Source organism: Candidatus Eisenbacteria bacterium (genome assembly GCA_013140805.1).
GTDB lineage: Bacteria > Eisenbacteria > RBG-16-71-46 > RBG-16-71-46 > RBG-16-71-46 > JABFRW01.
Genome location: JABFRW010000001.1, coordinates 1 through 23,427, shown reverse-complemented (window position 1 = coordinate 23,427; position 23,427 = coordinate 1). Strand labels below are relative to the sequence as shown.

13 protein-coding genes are annotated in these 23,427 nt (G+C 66.5%); 3 read left to right on the top strand and 10 right to left on the bottom strand.

What is annotated here, in order from left to right; genetic code table 11:
* Positions 1-37: 37 nt before the first annotated feature.
* From HOP12_00065 to HOP12_00040, 6 genes are all read right to left on the bottom strand, one after another.
* A complete protein-coding gene (locus tag HOP12_00065) occupies positions 38-1,063 on the bottom strand; it encodes a PorV/PorQ family protein (GenBank protein ID NOT32547.1) in 1,026 nt (341 codons plus the stop codon).
* Positions 1,064-1,118: 55 nt separating this feature from the next.
* Complete coding sequence (locus HOP12_00060; protein ID NOT32546.1) at positions 1,119-4,046, bottom strand: hypothetical protein; 2,928 nt, start codon at positions 4,044-4,046, stop codon at positions 1,119-1,121.
* Positions 4,047-4,085: 39 nt separating this feature from the next.
* Positions 4,086-6,905 carry a TonB-dependent receptor gene (locus tag HOP12_00055; GenBank protein NOT32545.1) on the bottom strand — a complete coding sequence of 940 codons (2,820 nt, stop codon included), beginning with the start codon at positions 6,903-6,905 and terminating at the stop codon, positions 4,086-4,088.
* A gap of 295 nt (positions 6,906-7,200) precedes the next feature.
* Positions 7,201-8,493 carry a hypothetical protein gene (locus tag HOP12_00050; GenBank protein NOT32544.1) on the bottom strand — a complete coding sequence of 431 codons (1,293 nt, stop codon included), beginning with the start codon at positions 8,491-8,493 and terminating at the stop codon, positions 7,201-7,203.
* Between the two features lie 316 nt (positions 8,494-8,809).
* Positions 8,810-9,628 carry a C40 family peptidase gene (locus tag HOP12_00045; protein NOT32543.1) on the bottom strand — a complete coding sequence of 273 codons (819 nt, stop codon included), beginning with the start codon at positions 9,626-9,628 and terminating at the stop codon, positions 8,810-8,812.
* 9 nt (positions 9,629-9,637) lie between these two features.
* Positions 9,638-10,912: a GWxTD domain-containing protein gene (locus HOP12_00040; GenBank protein ID NOT32542.1), complete on the bottom strand. Its 1,275-nt coding sequence runs from the start codon at positions 10,910-10,912 to the stop codon at positions 9,638-9,640.
* A gap of 118 nt (positions 10,913-11,030) precedes the next feature.
* On the opposite strand from HOP12_00040, the gene HOP12_00035 reads away from it, so the two are divergent.
* From HOP12_00035 to ileS, 3 genes are all read left to right on the top strand, one after another.
* Positions 11,031-13,871: a M6 family metalloprotease domain-containing protein gene (locus HOP12_00035; protein NOT32541.1), complete on the top strand. Its 2,841-nt coding sequence runs from the start codon at positions 11,031-11,033 to the stop codon at positions 13,869-13,871.
* Positions 13,872-13,933: 62 nt separating this feature from the next.
* Positions 13,934-15,064 carry a M23 family metallopeptidase gene (locus HOP12_00030; protein NOT32540.1) on the top strand — a complete coding sequence of 377 codons (1,131 nt, stop codon included), beginning with the start codon at positions 13,934-13,936 and terminating at the stop codon, positions 15,062-15,064.
* A 340-nt stretch (positions 15,065-15,404) separates the two neighbouring features.
* A complete protein-coding gene (gene ileS, locus HOP12_00025; GenBank protein ID NOT32539.1) occupies positions 15,405-18,200 on the top strand; it encodes an isoleucine--tRNA ligase in 2,796 nt (931 codons plus the stop codon).
* Here the strand turns inward: ileS and HOP12_00020 are convergent.
* From HOP12_00020 to HOP12_00005, 4 genes are all read right to left on the bottom strand, one after another.
* Positions 18,197-18,844: a deoxynucleoside kinase gene (locus HOP12_00020; GenBank protein ID NOT32538.1), complete on the bottom strand. Its 648-nt coding sequence runs from the start codon at positions 18,842-18,844 to the stop codon at positions 18,197-18,199. The two genes, ileS and HOP12_00020, sit on opposite strands and share 4 nt — an antisense overlap.
* A gap of 49 nt (positions 18,845-18,893) precedes the next feature.
* Positions 18,894-20,309 carry a PEP-CTERM-box response regulator transcription factor gene (prsR, locus tag HOP12_00015; protein ID NOT32537.1) on the bottom strand — a complete coding sequence of 472 codons (1,416 nt, stop codon included), beginning with the start codon at positions 20,307-20,309 and terminating at the stop codon, positions 18,894-18,896.
* On the bottom strand, positions 20,306-22,474 hold the full coding sequence (gene prsK, locus HOP12_00010; GenBank protein ID NOT32536.1) for a PEP-CTERM system histidine kinase PrsK: 2,169 nt from the start codon (positions 22,472-22,474) through the stop codon (positions 20,306-20,308). Before prsK ends, prsR begins: the two co-directional genes overlap by 4 nt.
* A 15-nt stretch (positions 22,475-22,489) precedes the next feature.
* Positions 22,490-23,427 (bottom strand): hypothetical protein (locus HOP12_00005; GenBank protein NOT32535.1); only part of this gene is annotated, 938 nt, incomplete at its 5' end.

Sequence of the window (23,427 nt, the reverse complement as noted above, 5' to 3'; positions counted from 1 at the left end):
AGCGACCGCTCCACGGGCCCGAGACTTCGGTCCTCGATCAGAACAGCAGGCTCACCGCGACGTGCTGGATGTCGTCGAAGATCCCGTCGTTGATCGTCTGTCCGGCATAGTCGATCGCCAACCGGGTACTGCCGAGCGGCACGTTCACTCCGACGCCGTACGACAGCCCGAACAGCGATTCATCGTCGCCGTTGTAGACGTATCCGGCGCGCAGCGCAGCCAGGTTGCGCACCGCCAGCTCCATGCCGAAGCGCCCCTCGTCCCGTCCGAAGCTATTGCTCTGGAACAGGGCGTGCGCGTTCAGGTTCGTGGGCCCCTGAACCAGCGGCATCGAGAGTCCGAGTTGGAACAGCGACGGCAGTTCGAACAGCGACGAGTTGTTCGTCACGGTGCGATTGCCGGACTGCGGGTCGTCCTCGTCGTAGCGGATGTTGCGCTCGAAATCGGCGCCTGAGAACTCCGAGTTGGGCCCGAAATTCTTCATCGCCATGCCGAGCTTGAGCCCGCGGTATCCGGTGTCGTACTGGAAGCCGAAGTCGAACGAAACGCCCGACGCGGTCTCCTGCAGGATGCGTTCGGACGCGAAGTAGAACGCGCCTCCGAAATTCACCCGATCGGTCATGCGCTTGCCGTAGCCGAGCCCGATCACGGTCGTGGTCGGCGAGAAGAACTCGCCGGTTCCGTCGGGGCTCGTCTCGGTGGTGCGCTCGATCTCTCCGACGCTGAAGACCTTTGCACTGATTCCGATCATGCCAAGGTCACCGAGGCTCTGCGTCACGCCGACGAAATTCACGTCGGTGCCGGCAATGTACGAGGTGTTGCTGAACATCAGCTCGGTCCCGCGGTCGGTCCCGGCGATGCCCGAGGGGTTGTAGAACAACGCCTCGGCTCCGGAAACGCTTCCGATATCCGCACCCGCGAGCGCCGTCGAGCGCGCTCCGACCGGAAGTCGCAGTTCGTGAAGTCCGCCGGTTCCCACTCGATTCTCGGATCCCGCCCATGCAGCACCGGCGCCGAGCGCCAGCAGCACCGCAGCGAGCGCGATGGTTCGATTCGCCTTCATCACGGAAGTCTCCTCTCGTTCGCAAAGGGGTCGGTTCATGGTTCGTTTCGCCCGCTCAGAAGTTGTTCAGGCGCTCCTTCTCCATGAAGACCGCCACCTTGCCCACGTGGGACCCGATTCCGGGCGCATCGACGTGGAAAACGTAGATCCCACTGCCGACTGGCAGGCCGCGATTGGTCTCGAGGTTCCAGGTCAGCTGCGACGTCGCGTCGTTCTTCTGCAGCGTTCGGACCAGATCTCCCGCCAGGTTGTAGATGCGGAGGGTGCAGCTCGCCGGCAGGTGCGTGAACTTGAGTTCGCGATTGAACTGGCTCGTCTCGTAGCTCGAATGCGTGAAATACGGATTCGGCACCGCCTTGATTCGAGTCATCTCCTGCTGCGCGAGCGACGTGTTCATGCGATCTGCCGCTTCGGTCGAGAACGTGAAGTAGTCGTTCGTCGTCGAGGGCGTGCTGGCCGAGAACATGACCTTGTCGCCCGGATCGGCGACGGCGGATGCACTCGTCAGGCGCGGGTAGATGTGATAGCGGAGGTCGACTTCTGCGGACAGCATGTCGTTCATCGGAGCGAGCGAATAAGCAGGATCCTCGACGCCCGTGTACGCGGATCCCAGCAGCCACACCGGCTCGGCGCCGCCGTTGCTCGCCGATGTCGGGTTCCAGGTCCCGTCCTCGGCGCCGTCGCTCTCTCGGAACGCGACGTTGATCTGCTGATTGAGCTCGAGATCCCACGCCGTGAACGGAATCGGCACGAATGCGGTGTAGAGGTCGCCGACGTCGCCACGGATGTATTGATACGCGAGCTGTCCGGGCGGGCCGAAGCGAATCATGCAGGTGTGATACGAGCCGCCCGCGGGCATCGACGATCCCGGATAGTTCGCACCGTAGTCACCCGCACCGTCGAAGAAGTGCAGGCCTCGACCGGCCGCCCCGCCGAGAGCAGCGGGTGAGCCGCCCGCCGTGTCGACGTAGGCGATGTTCGCGAGTTCGCCGAGCGGGAAGCTCAGCACGCTCGGACGGATCCCGTTGATGATCGGATTGGTGTCGCCGCCACCGAAGTTGGTTGCGTTGTTGATCACGGTGTCGACTGCGGCCCCGACCGTCCTGACCAGGTACCAGACGAGGCTGTCGCACGAGGCGCAGGCCGGCTTGAAGCCCAGCACCCAGTTCGCATCGATCGCGACCAGCGGATCCACCACGTCGATCACCACGACATCGGTGCTCGGATCCGGTCCGGGAGTTCGCTGCGACTGCGTGAATCCGACCACGCCGGCGCTCGCGATGTCGACCCCGGCCGGCGGCGTCTGCGGAATCACCGTGATCACATTGTTCGCCGACTCCAGCACCTGCGGGAACTGGCCGAGACCGACGCCGTAGGCATTCACCGTGTAGTAGTACCGCTGCGCGTTCGCGAGCGGCCCGCCCCGAACGGCGTCCTCATCCAGCTCGATCGAGTAGCGCAGTCCGGCATCCTGACCGAACGCCTTGCCCTGCGGCAGGATCAGGCCCTGATCCTCGTTGAAGTCGGGATCCAGCACCGTGGTGATGCCGTTGGCCAGATCGTAGGTCGCGAGCCGCGTGAACGGTCCCGCGATCGAGGCGCCCTGGTAGACGACGTAGCCCTCAAAGTTGTACGGCGCAGCGTTGTACGACTCGGCGTTCGTCTCCCATGACAGCCGCACTCCTCCGTCGAGTGGAGTGGCCGTGACGGTCGGCGAGAGTGGCGGCGAAGGCAGATCGAAATCTGCATTGAACGCCGACTGCGCGAACGTGTCGTAGAACTTCATGAGCGAAATGCTCGCGAGCCGATTCTTGCTCTGGCCGACGATGATCGCGCACACCACTTCCTGGCTGTCTCCGGGAGCGAGCGTGAACGGTCCGCTGGAGAGCATCAGTCGGCGATCCGCGGGATTGGTGTCGAGCCAGCCGTTTCCGGTGACCGGATCTCCGCTCACCTGATACTTGGTGACGAGCCCCGTGACCGGATTGATCACCGGGCTGCCGTCCGCGTTCAGACCCTGCATGTAGTTGTAGGACTTCTCGGCGGTGTTCGGGTCGGTACCGTTGATGTACTTGTTGAATGACGACAGACCGAGCGGCGTGCCGCCGACCGTCGGCCCCAGGAAAAAGTCGTAGCCGACTGCGGGCGGCTGCCCGCCGTACTGCTCGTCGTTGTTGGTCGCGTTGTAGACGTAACCCAGGTCGAGCGTCGTATCGCTGGCGACCAGGTCGTCTGCGGCTCCGCCGAGATCCGGATCCGACCACTGCGAAACGAACATGTTCGTGAGGTTGTTGGTGCCGCGATTGATGATGTTGTACTTGAGGAAAACGACGTTCCCGAGCGCACCCTGGCGATTGAACGCGAACGAGGTCTGCTTGATCTCGATGCCGAGCGGCGCGGTGGTGCCGGCGCGGTTGGTGTGTGCGGTGGGATCGAAGTCGTTGTAGACCGCCCACGCCATCTGGTCACCCAGGATGTCGAGTGAACCGTCGGGCAGCACGGACACGTTCGGAGCTCCCCAGACCTCGGCCCCGGCCTCGTAGTCGGCGAGCGCCGCGTCGCGATCCGCGGTGAGCGTATACGTACGGTTGAGCTTGTAGACCTTGAAGTCGGCGCGATCGGGATCGGCGGCGACTCCGCCGAGTGCGGCGCCCGGCGTGAACTCGTCCGAGTATTCCGAGACCGCCATACGCGTCACACCCAGGACCTTCCCGCCGATCCACAGACCCGCCGCGAAGACTGCGGTCTTGCCGGTGCCCTTCGGGAATTCGAGCCCCGAGTTACCGGTGCCCTTGTCGTAGGCGAACGAGCCCGTGTTGGTCACGAACATGGAGATGTTGTTGATGTCGAGCGTCTGCGAGTTGTCGACCACCTGCGGGCTGGCCGGCCGCGGACGTCGGCCGCTCTGCGGAGCGGCCGAGGCCGCCGCGTGGATGCACGCGGCGGCGACGGACAGTGCGGCGATCATGCGAACGAATCGCATGGAGTTCCTCCCGGTATGACCTCGTGTCGGACGCATGGATCAGAACCCCACGCGAAGGCCGAATCGGACCGTCCGCGGATTGCTGAACAACGCCTGATTCTGGAGCGCGAGGCCGTAGGCCGCCGCGGGATCGATGCCCTGATCGCGCAGCGCAGCTGCGGCTTCGCGACCGGCGGGGGTGTTGAGGTAGTTGGTGGTGAATGGCGAGCCGGTCGAGGTGTAGACCGTGATCGAGTTTTCGGTATCGAATGCATTCAGCATCCAGAGGTATGCGCTCATGTCGAGTCCGCTCCACCGGAAGCCCTTGTTGGCCTTGAAGTCGACCGACTGAGTCCACGGCCCGTAGCGAGAGTTGAGCGGGCCGACCGGCTGAGACGACACCGCCGCCAGCGTGACCTCGTCGTACAGGATCGTCGGCGTGTACGGCGTGCCGCTCGCGACGTTGTAGAGCACGTTGACGTTGACGTTCTCGAACGGAGTGGAGGCGCCCCACTTGAGCCCCTCGCCCTTGGCGAGCGCGTAGTCGAGGTTGACCGAGAACTTGTGTCGCTGGTCGAAGTCGAGCGGCGCCGTCTGCTTGGGAGGATCGCCCGCGGTCCACGCGATGTTGCGCTGCGTGTTCGAGACCGATCCGGTTCCGAGCGCGAACGACAGGCTGTAGGCGATGTTCGTGGCGACGTGATTCACCCGCCGCATCGTGTAGCCCAGGTCGACGCCCTTGATGGTCGCGAAGTCCTTGTTGCGATACGACGAGAAGTTGTTCGGGAACGACGCGATCGTCGCGATCTGCACCAGGTCCTTGACGTCCTTGTAGTAGGCGGTGATGTCGAACTTCGAGAACTCGTTGATCTGATGCGCGATCCCCACCTCGTAGGCGGTGGTCTGCTCGGGCTTCAGATTCGGGTTGCCGAAGCCGACGAAGTAGCCACCGGTCTGGATCTTGTGCTCGAGGAAGCGGTACGACACGTACAGATCCTGCAGGTTCGGCTGCTGGAAGAACTGCCCGTAGTTGACGTGCAGCACCGTGCGGTCGGTGACCGGGAATCCGATGCCGAGTCGCGGGCTCAGCCGGTTGTAGGTCTTGTTGGACTGGAGATCGTCGTCATCGAGCGATCCATCCAGACCCAGCGGCAGCTCCTCGCTGGCGAGCGCCTCGGTGTCGACGTTGATGTAGTCGTAACGAATGCCGGCATTCACGACGACGCCCGAACGCTCGTACTTGTCCTGCAGGTAGTACGACGCCGTGACCGGCTGCCGCGGTCCGTCCAGCCCACCGTCCACCGCGTCACGACCGTTCTCGCTGAAGCCGTAGCGGTTGATGTCGACGGTGTTGATCGCGAAGTTGACCGGGAAGAACGCGTTGAAGAACCGCAACGTGTGCTGGTCGAACTGCGCACCCGTCTTGAACTGGTGATACGGATTCCACTGAGTGGTGTAGTCCGCCTTGGCGCCCCAGTACTGCGACTGCCGACGCAGGTAGTCGTCGAAAACATGGCCGCTGCCACCGGCCGCGATCGCGGCGTCACGAAGCGCGTCGCCGAGCGGATCGCCCGGAGCGCCCGAGAAGCCGGGCCAGAACCATGGAATGTTCGTGTTCAGATCGGCCTGCGGGAACTCGCCGTAGCGCTCGATCTGATCGAAGTACACGCCGTCACCGCGCTTGCGTTCGGTGAAGAACCAATTCATCCCAACGGTGTAGAACGACTTCGAGGACAGGGTGTGATTGAACTGTCCGGTCACCGACTTGTTGATGTCCTCGTAGCGCGGCGAATGCGCAAGGTTGAAGCGGTAAGTATTCAGGAACTCGCGCCAGTCGTCGCTCGAAAACAGGCCGCCGAATCGCAGTCCCATCTGCGAGCCGAGCGGGAAAGCGAGCTTCGCCTGATGGCTCCACCCGCTCAGCGAATTGACCGGAAGCGGCGCTTCGAAGTTGCTGCGCGGTGCGCGGTCACCCTGCCAGCGGCGCTGGCCGCTGTAGTAGAACGAGCCCAGGTCGCGACCCGGGATGATCGGACCGCCGAAGCTGCCGTCGTAGTTGTTGTAGTCGTAGACCTTGGCGCCCAGCACGTCGTTGCCGAATCCTCCGAAGTTGTCGGTGACGACCTCGAGGCTGCCACCGTAGTGGTCGGAGCCTTCGCGCGTGATGACGTTCACGACGCCGGACATGATGCGACCGTACTCCGCGCTGAAGCCGCCGTTCAAGACCACGACTTCCTGAATCGCGTTGTTGTTGATGCTGGTCGTGGCATTGCCGGTCAGCGGATCCTGCTGCGAGAAGCCGTCGACGAAGAATGCGGTCTCATTCGGACGCCCGCCCCGGATGATCAGGGTGCTGCCGTTGCCGCTCTCGGTGTCGATCTGGCGCTGGAAATTGACGATTCCCGACTGCTGCGCCGCCGCTTCCTTGTAGCCACGGGTCGGCAGGCGGCTGATCTGCTCCGCCGTGATCACGCGGGTGGTGCTGGTGGCGTCTTTCTGAAGCAGCGGACGCTCGGCATCCACGCGCACCTCGTCCATCTGAACCGCCTCGGACCTGAGTGCGAGCTCGAGAGTGGTGGTGAAGTCCGGCGTGATGTCGACGCCCTGCGCCGAATACGGCGCGTAGCCGAGCAGATTCGCCTTCACAACGTAGGTTCCGGCGGGGATTCCGATGATCGTGAACGCCCCGTTCTCGTCCGTCACCGCACCGAGCCGCTGTCCTTCGACGCGGATGTTCACACCCGCCAGGATCTCCTTCTTCTCGTTTCGCGCGTGACCGGTCAGCTTGCCGGTCGTGCCGGCGTGGATTGGCGGGGCGAGGGCTGGCCACAGGGCCAGTAGAAGAGCGAGCGATGCAGCCCAGGGAGCTCGACGGAGCATGGGCGGATCTCCTTTCGGCGTTCGCGAGGCGAACGAGATCATAGCGACGACATCAGGACTGCCGGTCCCAGTGGGAAGGGAGACTCGGTTCAGATCTCAGTGCATTTTCTGGTCTCCTCCGTCCCCCCTCGATCTGGCCAGGGGACCCCGTCCGTTGGTCTGGAGCACCAGGGGATGTCGGCTACCGAAAAGTTAGGTCCGTCGTCCCGGACCTGTCAAACCTGACTTGAGTCCGGTCGACAAAAAAGAGGGCCCGCCGAAGCGGGCCCTCTCACACTGCGAACGGCTGAATTGATTAGAACGCGTAGGTCGCCGTGATCCGGCTCGCCACCGCTTCCTGGCTCACACCGCTGAAGAAGAACAGGCCGTTGTGCGCGAAGTTGTCGTTCAGCACCCCGTCGAGCTGCAGGTTGCCGACCTTGACTCCAGCGCCCAGCGCCATCGAGAACGGCGAGTTATGAACCGTGTAGTTCGCCGGGGTGGCCGAGTCGTCGACTTCGACGGCACGGAACACGCCCTTGTTCGCACCGAAGCGCAGCGTCAGCCAGTTGTTGACGTGCGTCTCGAGCGCCGCGAACACCTGCGGGTAGATCGTCTCCTGAATCGTTCCCGGGTCCGCGCCGCTGCCGAAGCCGGCGTCGAAGATTCCGGACTCCTGCTCGACCTTGTTGCTCGCGAACGTGGCGCCGAGCACGAACAGGTCGTTCGAACCCAACACCCAGTTACCCGCCAGACCCGCAGACCAGCCCGACAGGGTGTTGGTCTCGGTCGTCAGCAGGGCACCCTTCGTCGACAGGTCGAAGTTGTAGATCTTGATCACCGGCACGACGAGCACGTTCGGCTGCCACTGCCACATCCAGCGGGCGGCCAGCTGGTACGTCGTCGAACCGTCGTTCTCGTAGTTCGTGACGCCCGTCGAGTCCGAAACCTCGAACGTACGGCTCTGCCACAGACCGCTGACCTGAAGGTTCGAGTTCGGTCCCATGTCGAAGCCGACACCGGCGCCGAGGCCGAACACGTTGCGGAAGAAGTTCGGGTCACCGGCATTGTCCACGTCGAATTCGAGGTTTGTCGTCGCACCGCCGCCGAGCGTGAACAGATCACCCTCGAACTGGCCGTACGACTTGTTCAGGCGCACACCGAACGAGGTGGTGCCGAACTTGCGGCCCCACTGGACGTCGAACGCTTCGGTGCCGTTGAAGTTCGGATCGAAACCGAACTGGCCCGGGTTGGAGCTCGCGTCGCTGAAGTTCGAGAACCGGATGCCCTGACCCAGCGCGGGAGAGACTTCCCGCATGTGGATGGCCCAGGTTCCGTAGCGGCCGTCCCACAGGTTTCCGAGCACCGCGCCGACACCACGGTCGACGGGAGTCGTGAAGCCCGGGGAGACCACGTGACCGAGTTCGCCATAGACCAGGTTCCCGACGTTTCCGACTTCGCTGACGTAGGTGTAGATCCCGGACCAGTCCTTCACGTAGTCACCCGGGACCGCCATACCACCGATTCGAGACGTCTGAGCATTCGCAACCGCCGGCAGAATCGCCAGCGCGGCCAGGACGACAACGGCCTTCTTAAAGCGGTTAAACATTCGAAAAGCCTCCTTGGCGACAGGGATAGCAAGAGCAGAGTGAAGCCACGATGCAGACCAAGCCAATTTTCTGTGGCCTGAAAGCTACAAGGCGGTTTCCGAGAGCGACCCACCTCCTTTCGAGCCATCTCGAAAATCGGGCAAGACAAAAGCCCCATCTCTTCCGTGTGATGGAGCACCAAAAGTCCACCAGAGAAACCCCCAAACTCGGAGGACCCTAGTACACGCCCGCCGGCAGGGTAGGAATCCGCCCTGACGAAGTCAAATCCTATTGTGCCCACCCCGGATTCCCCCGGTGGTGGATCCAGGCCTCGAATCAGGCCTCGCCCAGGCACCTGCCGACCGCGAAGAACTGGTCTGCCAACTTTTTATCGTAGAACGAGTTAGAGCGTTCAAGGCTGCCCAGCGTCACGGTCCCGCGAGCATGCGTGAAGCAGCCTCGCCCGAGCCACAGACCGACATGCGAAACCGGGCTCGACCCACGCCGAAAGAACAACAGGTCCCCGGGCCTCGCCTGCGAAACACCCCCGACCGGCCGACAGGCCGCGAGTTGTTGGCGGGCGTCGCGCGGGAGCGAGACTCCCCAGTCGAGCCACAGCAGTTGCGTCAACCCCGAGCAATCGAGCCCCGCTGGCGTACGTCCCCCCCACAGATAAGGGACGCCCCTCAGTGACTCGACGCGCGGTCCGAAGCGCGGAACCCGCGATCTCGCGGGCCCGAACGCGGATCGCGGTGCCGTCCCGACTCGGCCGTCCGGCAGTTCGAAGGTCGGCTGAACTCCCCGGCCGCCCAGCGGCGCGAGGCGAGAGTTCCACCATGCCCGCACTCGGGCCGGGCCCATTTCGGGCGCCGTGACACGAATCCACGTCTCGAGTCGATTGACCCGCGCGGTCGCGCGGCGTCTCCAGTCGGCCGCTCGCGCGGCGTCACATCCGACCAGTCCCCATGCCCGAACCCAGCCCCGATAGCCGTCCGAGACGCTTTCGACTCGCCACCACTCGCCACCGCGATCTGCGCCCAGACGGCGCACCACTTCGCCAAACAGCAACTGACTCGTCAGCTCGGAGCGATGGTCGGCGCGTGCACGCAGGTCGAGGGCTGAATTCGCGACGATTCCATGCGTGATGCGGGTCACGAGCGGCTCTCAGCTCCCGACGGTGTTCAGCAGCTGGAAGCGCCCGAAACCATCGCGATCCGCGAACACGAATCGGCGGTACGGATTCGTGTAGTACCAGAGCTCGAGCTGCGAACTCTGTGAGGTCGCCGGTCGATTCTCGATCTGATCCGGCGGTCCGTTCTGAATGTAGATGCGCCCCATGTCGCTGCGCCAGCCTGGCCCGAAGCCCTGAAAATGCCGCTCCGAGTAGCGCACGCGGCGCACGAATTCGAGCAGCGACTCGTTGCGAGGCGTCTCGGGGGTCGGGTCCCGCCGCCGCCAGAACTCGTTCCAGCCGTCCGCCTGGCGGTCGGGTGCGAGCGCTTTCAGGGCCTCGATCTCGGCCGAGGTAGCAATGAAAGCAAGCGGCTCCAGCATGGTCTCGAACTCACGGCCACGCGGCGGGCCGCTCTGCTCGACCGTGAAGCTACGTTCGACCCGCCAGCGTGAACTGCCCTCGACCAGCTCGACGACGAACACGTAGTCGCCGATGAACAGGTCGGAGCGCGCCGGCCGCAGGAGGACAGGCTCGGCCGAGTGCCCGAGCGACACTTCGAGTGCTCCGTTCACGACCTCCTCCCCGAGGTCGTCGAGGATGCGGTAGCGGAATGGATACTTGCGTGGCCAGTCGCCGGCCCGGCGGTCGAACAGCGTGGCGCGCGCGGCCATCGAGGAGACCGTGACGCCGAAGACCCGGCCGGGTTCGGCCGTAAAGGTCTTCGCCGAGTCGACGGTGCCAAGTTCCAGGTCCGCGAATCCCACTGGTACGCGGCTGTAATCGGGGACTTCGATCTTGGTCTGGGTATTGGAGCCGAGCCCCGAGTTCAAGTCGCGAACCTCGACTCGCAACTCGTAGCGGCCGGCGGGAATCGGAAACGATCGCCGATCCGCCACCCTCGAATTCGGCGATCGCGAGGCGGCGGCAGTCGGAACCACCACCCGCCGCTCCCAGGTGTCGCCGAACTGGCGACGGCCCCGGCCGGGATCGAAAACGACCGTGAATTCGACGCGCGCCGCGCGGCGGTCGGCGGGTCCGACCTTCACCCACTGGACTTCGTAGAACGGCACGGAGACCGAGACCGTCATCGTCGGCTTGCCGTCGCCGTCCAGCGAAATCACCGGATCGGCGAGAAAGTAGGGCGCCGCATCGGGTCGCAGCGGCGCCAGATCGAGCGCTCGAGCGGGGGCCGAGGACCAGGCTCCGGCGAGCACCACCAGCGTCGCGAGCATCCGGGCACGCGGTCGAATCGGTCGCAGATTCACGCATGCGACGCTAGCACACGCGGCGACCCGCGCGCAGCGCGAAGGCCTTGACCCGCCCTCTTCCGCATCCCATAGTCGTGTGTCGCCGGGTGCGATTCCTGACCGGGAATTGGAGCGCGTGCAGTTGCCACCCATCTCGAACGCCGTACGAAGCCTGTGGTTCGTCGGCGCCATGCTGAGCCTGACGTTTGGAACCGCGGTCGCCACTGCGCCGCCGCGTTTCGGGCCGGTTCCGGCCCAGATCGAGCTCGCCTCCCAGGCTGGAGTGCTGAGCGTCGGCCCCTCGAGTTCGCCGAGCGGCGGCGGTGCCACGCTGCTTGCGCAGCCCGACTGGCTGGTTCCGGTCGTCCTGGTCGACTTCCCCGATCAAGCCTTCGCCGCCGGCTCAACGAACGCTCACTGGGATTCGGCGCTCTTCGACACCACCGGGGCGACCCTTCGCGGCTCGGTCTACGACTACTTCCGATGGGCATCGAACGGCCGCGCGCGCGTTCGCGGACGGGTCGTCGCCCGCATCCGCATGCCGCAGCCCAAGACCTACTACGCGAACAACAGCTGGGGGCTCGGCGTGCTGTCGACCCCGAACAACATCTACGGCGTCATCGACGAAGCCCTGCGCGCTTCGGACGCCACGGTCAACTGGGCGCCGTTCGATCTCAACCACGACGGCATGGTGGACATGCTCTGGGTGGTGCATTCCGGCATCGGCGGCGAGGCGACCGTGGCACGGGACAACCTGTGGTCGGTGACCTCGACGATGAGTTCGTGGGCGCAGGGCTCACCGTTCACCAGCAATGATCCGATTCCCGGTGGTGGCGGGTTGCGAGTTCGCATCGACCGATTCTCGATGTTGCCCGAGCTCTCGGCGCACCATGCGGGTGCTCTCGCCGAGATCGGAGTGTTCTGCCACGAGTTCGGTCATGCGCTCGGGCTGCCGGATCTCTACGACACGTCCGGGAACTCGCGAAACTTCGGACCCGGCAACTGGTCGCTGATGTCGACCGGCACCTACGGTGGGGACGGCGTCACACCCGAGTCCCCCGCGCACCCCGGCGCATGGGCGAGCGCCTTTCTGGGTTGGGCACCGGTCCATACGCTGACGACCGACAGCGTTTTGACGCTGCGATCGGTCGCCGCGGGGGGAACCGTCCATTCCTTCTTCTTCGGCGGCGAGAACGGACCCGAGCACTTCATGATCGAGTACCGCGATCGGAGCGGATTCGATTCGTCGCTTCCGAGCGAGGGGTTGCTCGTCTACCACCTCGACGACGCACTCATCGGTGCTCGGTTGGGAGTGAATCGGGTCAACGCGGGAGCGATTCCAGGGCTGCGGCTCGTCGAGGCTGACGGGCTCGGCGATCTGGTGGATGGGCGGAGCCGTGGAGACGCTTCGGACATCTTCCCGGGACCGCTCGGCGTCGAGCGAGTCGACGACCGAACGGTTCCGAACCTTCGCGCCAACAACGGGACGCTCACGCACACCGCACTCGAGGACATCACGCCGCTCGGCGACTCGTTGCGAGTGCGGGTGCGAACCCGGCCGCTCGGCTGGCGCCCGCTCGAGGTGTTGCCAGGCGTCAGCGGCACTCCGGCCGGCGTGCTGGGCTCGGCTCGGCGCGCGGCGCGCGTGATCAACGGCGAGATCGTCGCGGCTTCGAGCGAGGTGAATCTCGGTGTGGCGCGTGTGATCGTGCGCGTGAAGCCGGCGAGCGGGCCATGGGGGACCCCCACGGTGCTGAACAACGGCGGCGCAGCCGCGACCGAACCCACGCTCGCGGCGATCGGCGGCAACGATGCGGCCGCGATCTGGAGCGACAGCCGGCACGGATCGAACGAACTCTACTGCCGCGTGCGTCGCCAGGGCGTGTGGATGGGCGAAATCCGGCTCACCGATCTGCCGGGAAGTTCTCGATATCCGGCGATGGTTCCCGACGGCCTCGGGCACGTGCACCTGGTGTGGCAATACACGCCGCCGGGGGGTACGCCGCAGCTGCTCTACGCGCGCGTGGTGCCGGGCCAGACCGCAGTGGCACCTGTCCCGGTCTCACCCGACAGCTCGCGACCCGACGCGCCGGCGATCGCCGCGACTCCCACGGGCGGCTGCTATGTGTTGTGGCCGGAGCGGGCCACGACTCCCGCCCGTTTGTGGTTCGCGCGCATCGACCCGGATAGCGGAGTCGGCCCGCGCAAGCGGCTCACCCCGAATGACGGCTCCTCGCAAGCGGCGGTCGCGGCCGCCGTCGATCAGTTCGGCACCCTGCACGCCGTGTGGCCGACCGTGGTCTCGGGGCGTAGCGAGATTCACTATCACGCCGAGCCGGGCCCGACCTCGGGGCTCGGGAATCCCGATTCGACGCTCGAAAACCGCGCCGAGGCGATCCAGAATCTGGCGCTCGAAGTCGACAGCAAGGGCAGCATGCACATGACCTTCGAGGCCCTGACCGGTGGAGTGAATACGGTTCGCTACCGCCATCGCACGACCGGCGGTGTCTGGGACTTCGGCAGCACCGGGATCACGCGCCCCGAGGATGGATTCGCGACTCAGATCCAACCGGTACCGGAGTCGGAGGACCGGGTGACGCTGGTGTTCGGTTCGAGCATCGGGATCGAAGGGCGCTGGATGTCCTGCACGCGTGACGCATTCGCAACCCGACTGCCGACCAGCGCGCCGCTTCCCGCTCCTGCGCCTCCGCACGCCGCCCTGCGAGCGCATCCCAATCCGTTGCGCGGCGGCGTCGAACTGCGCCTTCGCTGGCTCGACTCAATCCCTCCTCTCCACGCCGAGATCGAGGTCGTCGATCTGCGCGGCCGCCGCATGATCGCGCGACCGCTCATGAAGGAACTCGGCGTCTGGGAGGCTCACGTTCCGGGCGAGCTGACCGCACGCTGGCCCGCCGGCGTCTACTTCGTGCGAGTGGCGGGTGGCTCACGAGCCGAGCGAGTGGTACTGCTGCACTGATGCAGGTCCTCCTCGGTGGTCCCTTCGAGCCTCGAACCGCGCACGCGAGGCGCCGTGTCTCGTTGCCAGTCGCGCTCGCTGCGGTGTTGCCGCTCATCATCGGCGCGCCTGAGCCGGCGTCGCTTCCCAACGAATCGGGCTGGCCGTGGGCGGCTCGCTGGGCGTATCCGGTCGGCGACTCGACCGCGTGGGGCGAGCCCGATTCTCAGGGCGCGCCGCCGTTTCGCGTCACCCGCAATGTCTCGCGCGGACGTGGCAATCGACCCCATCAGGGCGCCGACCTCTCGAATCGTCGCGCCGGTGACGTGGTCCGGGCCGCGGCACCCGGCTGGGTGCTGGCAGCGGGCCCCGGCCGCCGCGGAAATGGATTCGGCTGGCACGTGGCACTGGCCCATCGACTTCCCAATGGAGAATTCGCCTATAGCGTCTACGGGCACCTGATCGCCGGCAGCGTGACCGTGGCGCCCGGTCAGAGCGTTGTGCTCGGGCAGACGCTCGGACGCGTGGGTGAGACCGGTCGCGCCTACGGACCGCATCTGCATTTCGAGGTGCGGCGGCCCCGCGTCCTCGGCGAACGCTGGGAAGCTGCGCGACCCGTCGATCCCATCGAGTGGATCGGCGATCGAAGGCTCGAGCCGCGCATGGAGTCGGCCGCCATTGCACGCCTGCTGGCGTGGGGCGAATCGATCGCAGCGATCGAATCGGGCACCGCGCCCGAGGCGCTGCTCGATCGTTCCACCTGGTGGCGCATGCTGGCAGCCGCACTCGCGAGCGAGATCGACCCGACGCGCGGACCGCTCGAAACGCGCCGGCGCCTCGAGGAGGCTCGCATCCTGCCCGCCGATGGCGCACGCCTCGGTGGTGCGCCGTGCAGCGAGGCGGAGCTGGAATCCGCACTGCGGGCGCTGAGCCTTCGTGACGCGCTTGCGCCGCCTCCCGAGACCTCGAGCGCGATCGAGTCGGATCCCGAGACCGAATCGGTTCGCGAGTCGCGTACGATTTCGTTGCGCGCGTTGGAAACAGCTCCGGCGCGATCCGATTCCATGTTCGGACCGCCGATTCCACTCACCGTGGTGCGGGGCCTCGATCGCCTCGCGCAGGCACTGCGATCGCGACCCGCCGACCGCAACCTTCCGGGCGCCTCCACTCCGGCACCGGTGCCCGCGGGCCGCGAGCGGCGCGCCAGCCCTTGACGCGAGCGGCGCGCCGTGACAGCGTGCCGCGCGACAGCAATTCCAAGGCTGAGATGGGGACAGTAACGGTGTCCGCGCCACAGCGAGCCGGGGGCGGTGAGAGCCCGGCGCCACCGGACACCGCGAAGATCACCCCGGAGCCGCCGCACCGAACTCACGCCTCGAAACCGGGTGAGCAAGTGCGGACGGGTGCCCCCCGAGAGCGGGCAGGGCGGGGCCACACGGCTCGCCCATGAGGCGGTGCTCCGAGAGGACGCCGTGAAGTCGGGTGGTACCGCGAACTCGATTCGCCCCGACGGTCGTTCTCGACCGTGGGGGCGTTTTTCTTTGGGAGGCATGCATGGCTGGCTACCGCGACACGCTGAACCTGCCGCGAACCGACTTCCCGATGAAGGCGGACCTGCCGGGCCGTGAGCCGGAGCGGCTGCGCTGGTGGGCCGAGCGCGGCGAGTATCAGCGACTGCGTGAGCAGAAGCGCGGGCGTCCGCTCCTGATCCTGCACGATGGTCCGCCGTACTCGAACGCTCACATCCACATGGGTACCGCTTCGAACAAGGTGTGGAAGGACGCCGTGGTTCGCAGCAGTTCGCTGCTCGGATTCGACTCTCCGTACGTGCCGGGCTGGGACAATCACGGCATGCCGATCGAAATTCAGGTCACGAAGGAGTTCCGAGAGAAGAAGCTCCAGCCCGACCGAATCGAGTTGCGCCGCCGCTGCCGCGAGTACGCGGCCGAGTGGGTCGCCGTCCAGCGTGCGGAATTCGAACGCCTCGGAATCTGGGGGGAATGGAGCAAACCCTACCTGACGATGGAGCATGCGTTCGAAGCCGAAATCGTCCGCACCTTCGCGGGTCTCGCCGAAGCCGGCTTCGTGCAACGCGGCATGCGCTCGATCCACTGGTGCCCGACCGATCGCACGGCGCTGGCCGAAGCCGAGATCGAGTATCAGGACATTCCGTCGCCGTCGATTCACGTCGCCTTCCCGCTTCGTGAAGACGCCCAGGGCGTCTTCGCCGGACTCTCGCCCGCGGTCGAGGCCGTCGCCTGGACCACCACGCCCTGGACGCTGCCTGCGAATCTGGGCCTCATGGTGGATCCCGAGGCCCCGTACGTCGTGGTGCGCCACGGAGACCGCCACCTGCTGATCGCGGCACCGCGCCTCGAGGCGGTCGAGAAGGTGCTCGGCAGCGCGCTGCCCGAGGTGCGGCGTGTCGCGGGGCGTGAGCTGCTCGGGGTGCTGTTCGAGGCGCCGTGGGGCAATGCGTCGCGAGTCGTCGACGGCACTCCGTTCGTCAGCATGCAGGACGGCACCGGGCTCGTTCACACCGCACCCGGGCACGGCAAAGAAGACTTCGCGGTCGGATTGCGCGAGGGACTCGGAGTCGTGAATCCGGTCGACGATGCGGGCCGCTTCGAGCTCGGCGCAGAGCCCTTCGTAGGTCGCAGCGTGCTCGACGTCGATGCCGACGTGATCACATGGCTCGGCGAGCGCGGGCGGCTGCTGGCGAGCGGAACACTCACGCACAGCTACCCGCATTGCTGGCGCTGCCGACGGCCGGTGATCTTCCGCGCCACCCGTCAGTGGTTCATGATGATCGACCATCACGATCACCGCGAACGCGCGATGACGGAGGTCGAGCGCGTGAAATGGGAGCCCGAGGGCGCGCGCAATCGCATTCGCGATGCCGTGCGGCTGCGCCCCGACTGGTGCCTGTCACGCCAGCGCTCGTGGGGGGTCGGCATTCCCGCCCTCTATTGCGAGAGCTGCAACGCCGCCCTCCTCGAGCCTCGCGTCATGAAGCGCGCCGCCGAGCTGACGCGCGAGCACGGCTCGGATGCGTGGTTCGAGCAGCCGGTCGAGGCGTTCCTGCCGAGCGGTTTCCGTTGCCCGCAATGCGAGGCGGCCGGGCCGTTCCGCAAGGAAACGGACATCCTCGACGTGTGGTTCGACTCCGGCTCGACGCACCGAGCCATTCAGGTCACGCATCCGGAATTCGGCGAAGCGTGGCAGCGCGCTGTGCGCGAGGCCGGTCGCATCGTCTACTTCGAGGGTCCCGACCAGCACCGCGGCTGGTTCAACTCGTCGCTGATGGTCGGCGTCGGACTCACGGGTCATGCGCCCTACACCGACGTGCTCACCCATGGCTGGGTGCTGGATCGTGACGGCCGTGCGATGCACAAGTCGCTCGGCAACGTGATCGCGCCCGACTCGATCATCGTGCGCTACGGTGCCGACATCGTGAGGTGGTGGGCGCTGGCGACCGACTGGCGCAACGACGTGCGAGTCGGCGACGAGATCCTGCAGCGCGTCGCCGACGCCTATCGGAAGGTGCGCAACACGTTCCGCTTCCTGCTCGGGAATCTCGACGACTTCCGTCCCGAGCATGCCGTGCCTTTCGCGCGCCTGACTCCGGTCGATCGAGCGTTCGCGAGTCACCTCGCGGCGCGACTCGAGCGGATGCGCGAGGACTATCGGAACTTCCTGTTCCATCGCGTGACCGACGCGCTGCTGGACGTCTGCACCGTCGATCTCTCGGCGGTCTTCCTGGACGTTGCGAAGAATCGGCTCTACACGCTGGCGGCCGACGATCCCGCCCGCCGTTCGGCGCAGACCGTGCTGTGGCGCGCATTGCATGACCTCGCGGTCGCGGCCTCACCGATCCTGGTGTTCACCGCCGAGGAAGTCTGGCAGAGCCACCCGGGGCTGGTCGCGACATGCGAAAGCGTCCATCTGAGTGAGTGGCCCGAACACACACGCGAGGCCGTCCACGAAGGACCCGCGGGTGACGACTGGGCGTTTCTGCTCGAGATCCGCGGAATCGTGAACGCCGCGATCGAGCCGCTGCGTGCCGCCAAGACGCTCGCGACCACTCAAGAAGCCGAGGTCACGCTCACCGCCGCACCACCGACGATCGCACGACTCGCGCAACTCGGGGGCGAATTGCTCGGCTTCCTGCTCGTGGCGCGTGCGGAACTGATCGAGGACCTCGACGCGACCGACGTGAGAGTCGAAGTGCAAAAGACCTCGCTGCCGCGCTGTGAACGCTGCTGGACCCATCGTCCGGACGTCGATGACACGCCCGGTCAGGCGGCGCTGTGCAGTCGCTGCAACCGGGTCCTCGCCGCGCGCAGCTAACCCGGCAGGTCCAGCTCGGCCTGGCGCGGATAGCGCTGCTTGAGGTCGTCGACCAGCGAGCGAAATGCGGGCGAGTCGCCTTGCAACGCCACCGCATCGGTGTCGATCGTGAGCACCTCGTGGTTCACGCGTGCGCGCTCCATCCAGCCGTCATAGGCGAGATTGAGACGCTGGATGTAGTCGATGCCGATGCCCTGCTCGCTCGGGCGGCCGCGCCTGGCGATCCGCTCCATGAGCGTCGCCGGCCTCGCCTGCAGGTACACGATCAGGTCGGGCGGCCGCAGGTGGCTCGTCAGCACCTCGAACAGGGCGCTGTAGTTCTGATAGTCGACCTCGGTCATCGAGCCCTGTTCACGCAGCGTGCGCGCGAAGATCTCCGCATCCTCGTAGATGGTGCGATCCTGGATGAACGGCAGCGAGCTCTTCGAGATCTCGACCTGCGCCTTGTAGCGTTCGCTGAGGAAGTAGATCTGCAGGTGAAAGCTCCAGCGCGGCATGTCGGCGTAGAACGGATCGAGGTACGGGTTCTGGATCACCGGCTCGTAGTAGGCGAGCCACCCGAGTTCCTGACTCAGTCGCGTGGTCAGCTCGGTCTTTCCGGCGCCGATGTTGCCGGCGATCGCGAGAAAGTATCCGGGAGTCATGCCCGTCCCTCCGACGCGCCCACGGCGCGCAGGTCGATGAGCCGTCGGCTCATGAGGCGTCCGGCTCGTCGGCCTCGCCGCCATCCGACGCGTCCGCGCGGCGGAAGCGACCGGCATCGAGCGTGTGCTTCTTCAGCAGGTCGTGGAGCGTCGGCCGGCTCACGTCCAGTTCGCGCGCCGCGCGCGTGATGTTGCCGGCATTGCGCGTGAGGGCTTCGATCAGCGCGCCGCGCTCGGCCTCGTCTCGCGTCTGCTGAAGCGGCAGCGAGGGCTCGGACGCAGCGTCGACTTCGTCGAGCTCGAGATCCTCGGGACGCAGGTAGGCGTCGCGCGCCAGGATCACGCCCCGCTGCACGCGATTCTCGAGCTCGCGCACGTTGCCCGGCCACGCGTGCGTCAGCATCGAGCGCAGCGCCGACTGCGTGAAGCCTCGCACCTTGCGTTTGTGGGAGCGCGCGAATTCCTCGAGGAAGAACTCCGCCAGGCGCCGCACGTCCTCGCCCCGCTCGCGCAGCGGCGGCACCTGGATCGTGACCACGCTCAACCGGTAGTAGAGATCCTCGCGGAACGTGCCGATCGCGAGCGCGTGTTTGAGGTCGCGATTCGTCGCCGCCACGACACGCACGTCCACGCGACGCTGCTCGCGACCGCCGATGCGCTCGACCACGCGTTCCTGCAGGAAGCGCAGCAGCTTGACCTGCAGGTGAACCGGCACCTCCCCGATCTCGTCGAGGAACAGCGTGCCACCCTCGGCCAGCTCGATCTTGCCCTCGCGCATGCGATGCGCGTCGGTGAATGCGCCGCGCTCGTGTCCGAACAGCTCGCTCTCCATCAGGCTCTCGGGGATCGCACCGCAGTTGATCGGGATGAACGGACGGTCGCGCCGCGGGCTCGCCTCGTGGATCGCGTGCGCCACCAGTTCCTTGCCGGTGCCGTTCTCCCCCAGCACCAGGACGGTCGCGTCGGTTCCGGCCACCCGCTGGACGAGCGAGAACACCTTCTTCATCGGGTCGGACTCGCCGACCAGGCGGTGATAGCGGCGGCGCGCGCCTCCGGCCGGTAGTCCGCGCTCGGCCTCGAGCTGCTGGACGTGCAGGGCGCGCCGCAGGATCACCCGCAGCTCGTCCAGCTCGATCGGCTTGGCGTACCAATCGACGGCACCGCGCTCGATCGCGAGCAGCGCGTTCTCGCGATTGGCGTTGCCGGTCACCATGATGACCTTGGTGAGGGGATGCCGCTCGACGATCTCGGACAGCAGCACCATGCCATCCTCGGCGCCGGTGCCGCGGGCGGTGAGCGTGACGTCGAGCGTGACGAGACTCGGCTTCGAATCACGCAGCGCGCGGCGCGCCTCGTCTGCACTCGCGGCCGTGAACACCTCGTACTCCTCGGAGAGTCCCCAGCGCAGCTGATTCCGGATCGTCTCCTCGTCTTCGACGATCAGGATGCGGGCGCGTTCGGTCATGCCTCACCTCCGAGCACGCGGGCCGCCGCGACGCGCGGGACCCGGACTTCGAACGTCGTTCCGCGTCCCGGCGCACTGCGCACCACGATGGTGCCGCCGTGCGCTTCGACAATGCTCTTGCTGTGCGCGAGTCCGATGCCGAGCCCCGCCGACTTGGTGGTCGAGAACGGACGGAACAGCGAATTTCGCACGAATTCGTCGGTCATGCCACGGCCGTCGTCGTGCACCTGAAGCAGCAGCTCGCCGTTGGTGGACTTCACGGAGTGCACGGCTTCGAGCGTGATCACACCGGGTCCCTCCAGTGCTTCGCGCGCATTGACGAGCAAATTCGTGAGCACCCGCGCCATCTGTTCGGTGTCCAGCATCGCACACAGCTCGGAGTCGCACTCGATGCGGAACGTGATGCCGGCGTGCGTTCCCTCCGCCATTCCGGCCGCCTGGGCGGCACTCGCAAACAGCGCGTGCACCGGGCTCTCGACGGGTCGCAGCCGTACCGGGCGCGACACCGCCGACATCTGCGTCATCAGCTCCTTCAGGTTGCCGACCGTGCGCTCGACGACCCGCATCGCGTCGCGCTGAAATTCCGGATCGCTGATGTGCCGGCGAGCGTTGCCGAGCATCAGCGAGAGCCCCGAGACCTGGTTCTTGATGTCGTGCAGCACGTAGCTCGACAACCGGTGCATGGATTCGAACTGGCGAGTCTCCGCCAGCTCGCCGGCGAGATGCGCGAAGCGCAGGGCCGCTCCGAGCTGAGGCGCCATGGTGCCGAGGAACTCGACGTCTTCAGCCGAATAGTCCTCGTCGATGCGCTTCTCGGACAGCCACAGCAACCCGACCCGATCGTCGCCGGCGAACAGCGGTGCACACAGCTCGGCGCCGATCGCCTTCACCAGCTCGCGATTCTCGGCCGCGGCGGGAATCAGATCGAGATCGGCGCGGATGGCTCGGAACACCAGCGGTTCGCGTACGCCGGCGAGCCGCTGGATCAGCGGATTGTCGGGGCGGAGCGGTTCCTCGAGCGGCTCCGGAGCCAGCCCCGTGCTCGCGAAAACACAGCGGTACTCACCGCTGACAGGATCCCGCAGGTGGATCACGATGCGCTCGGTCTCGAACACGGCACTCGCCAGCGATTCGACCTGCCGGTAAAGATCCTGAGGACGCGCCGACGGGACCAGCGTACGGCTCACCCGCTCCCACTCGCGCCGGTAGTCGAAACGATTCGAGTAGAAATTCCGATCGATAAAGCGGCGGATGCCGCGGCTCGCACGCGGGATCAGCGCAAACACCACCAGCGCGAGCGCGAAACCCACCATCAGGAGCAGGACCGCACCGCGCTTCCACTCCGGAGGCAGCGCCGGCAGCAGCTTGGACAGCCCCGCCATCACGAGCAGGAAGACACCGGCGATCGTGAGCGAGACCGACGAGAAGTAGATCACCGGTCGGGCCACCGGCACGCTCATGTCGGACAGTCGCCGCCGCGCGAGCGCCAGCGCGGTGACCGAGCCGACCAGGAACTTGGGAGCCGCCGCGGCCGACAACCACACCACGCGGATGCCGTCGCTCAGCAGCCCCATCGCCACCACCACCAGCGAGGCGACCGCACCGAGCACCAGCGCGACCATCACCGCACGCAGGCGACGCTGGGTGCTGGCGGGCGCCGAGCGCAGCGTGCCCTCGAGATTCATCACGATCGCGACCAGCACGACCACCAGGTAGATCAGGTAGACCTTGCCGAGGTCGCCGAGCACCAGCACCGCGTTGCCGCCGACGCCGACCATCTCGCGCACCACGTACGGAGTGCCGGCGAGGAAGAACATCGCGACACAGCCGGCAAGCGCGAGCGCCAGGTAGGCGGAGGCGCGCACCAGCTGCTGCATGGGCTGCGGGCGCGCCAGCACCACGCTGAGCCCCAGCCACAGCCACGAGGCGAGCGCCGAGATGCCGAGCACCGAACTCGCCCAGGTGCGCGCCGCGGCGCTGGTGTCGGCGCGCAGCACACCGAGCAATGCCGCCTCGTAGGCGGCCACCACCATGAACGCGGCCGAGAACAGCAGGGTCTGGAGCCAGTGTCCGCGTCGCAGGGTCGCAAACACACCGATCAGGGCGCACAGCACCGCGGTGGCGGTGACCATCGCATCCTGGATCGGAAGGGCCAACGGACTCATGGGATTCGCGACTCCTTAGGGAAGCGCCGCGATGCGCGTCATCGCCTGCCTGCGATCGTCCTCGCGACTGCCGCGTCGTGCCAGCTCGGACCACAGGGTGGCGGCTCGCGCCCGGTCCTTCAAGCGCGCCAGCGCCAGGTCGCCGCCCCGCAGCGCTCCCTCCACTCCCTCGGCCTGGTCGGGGTAGAGCCGCCACAGCTCGGCCCACGCCGAGGTCGCGGCGCTGTCGCGGCCGATCGACTCGAGGATCAGCGCGCGCGTCCGGCGCGCCCGGCGCTGGGCGTCGGCGTCTCGCACGCTCGACAGGGTCTGTTCGAGTCGGCGCAGCGCGCGCTCGCCCTCGATCACCGCAAGGCCGTGCTCATCGAGTTCCAGGTGATGATCGACCAGCCGCAGCATCGCGCGAAACGAGCGCGGTGCGTAAGGGTCGGCGCCGATCAGCGCATGGATCTCGGGGCGTGCCTGCTCCCAGCGGCCCTCGCGCTCGAGTAGCAGCGCGCGTGCGAGCTGTGCGTCGAGTCGTGCCCCGGCGACGCCGTGACGCGCGTCGAGCCACTGAGTGTAGCTCGCCGCAGCGGAGTCGAGTCGTCCGTCGCGCTCCCACAGCTCCGCCTCGAGTTGCGCCGCCTGGAATGAGACCGAGCTGCTCGGCGCGTCGAACGCGAGCCGCGCGTGAACGCGTGCGCTGTCGAGTCGGCCATCCTGCGCGGCCAGACGCGCCAGCTCGAGATGGATCGCGGCTCGCCGCGCACCGATATGAGGCTCGGCGATCGCGCCTCTTAAAGCCGCCGCCACGGGCTCCGGATCGCCGGGGTGACGGGCGCGGCGCGTCTCAGCCAGTTCGAGCCACAACTCGGGCGCTCGCGCCTCTCCGCTCGAGGTCACGAGGTGTTGCAGCAGCGTGTGTTCGGTCGCGTCGAACACCGAGTCGGCGCTCGCGGAGCGGCCGGCCG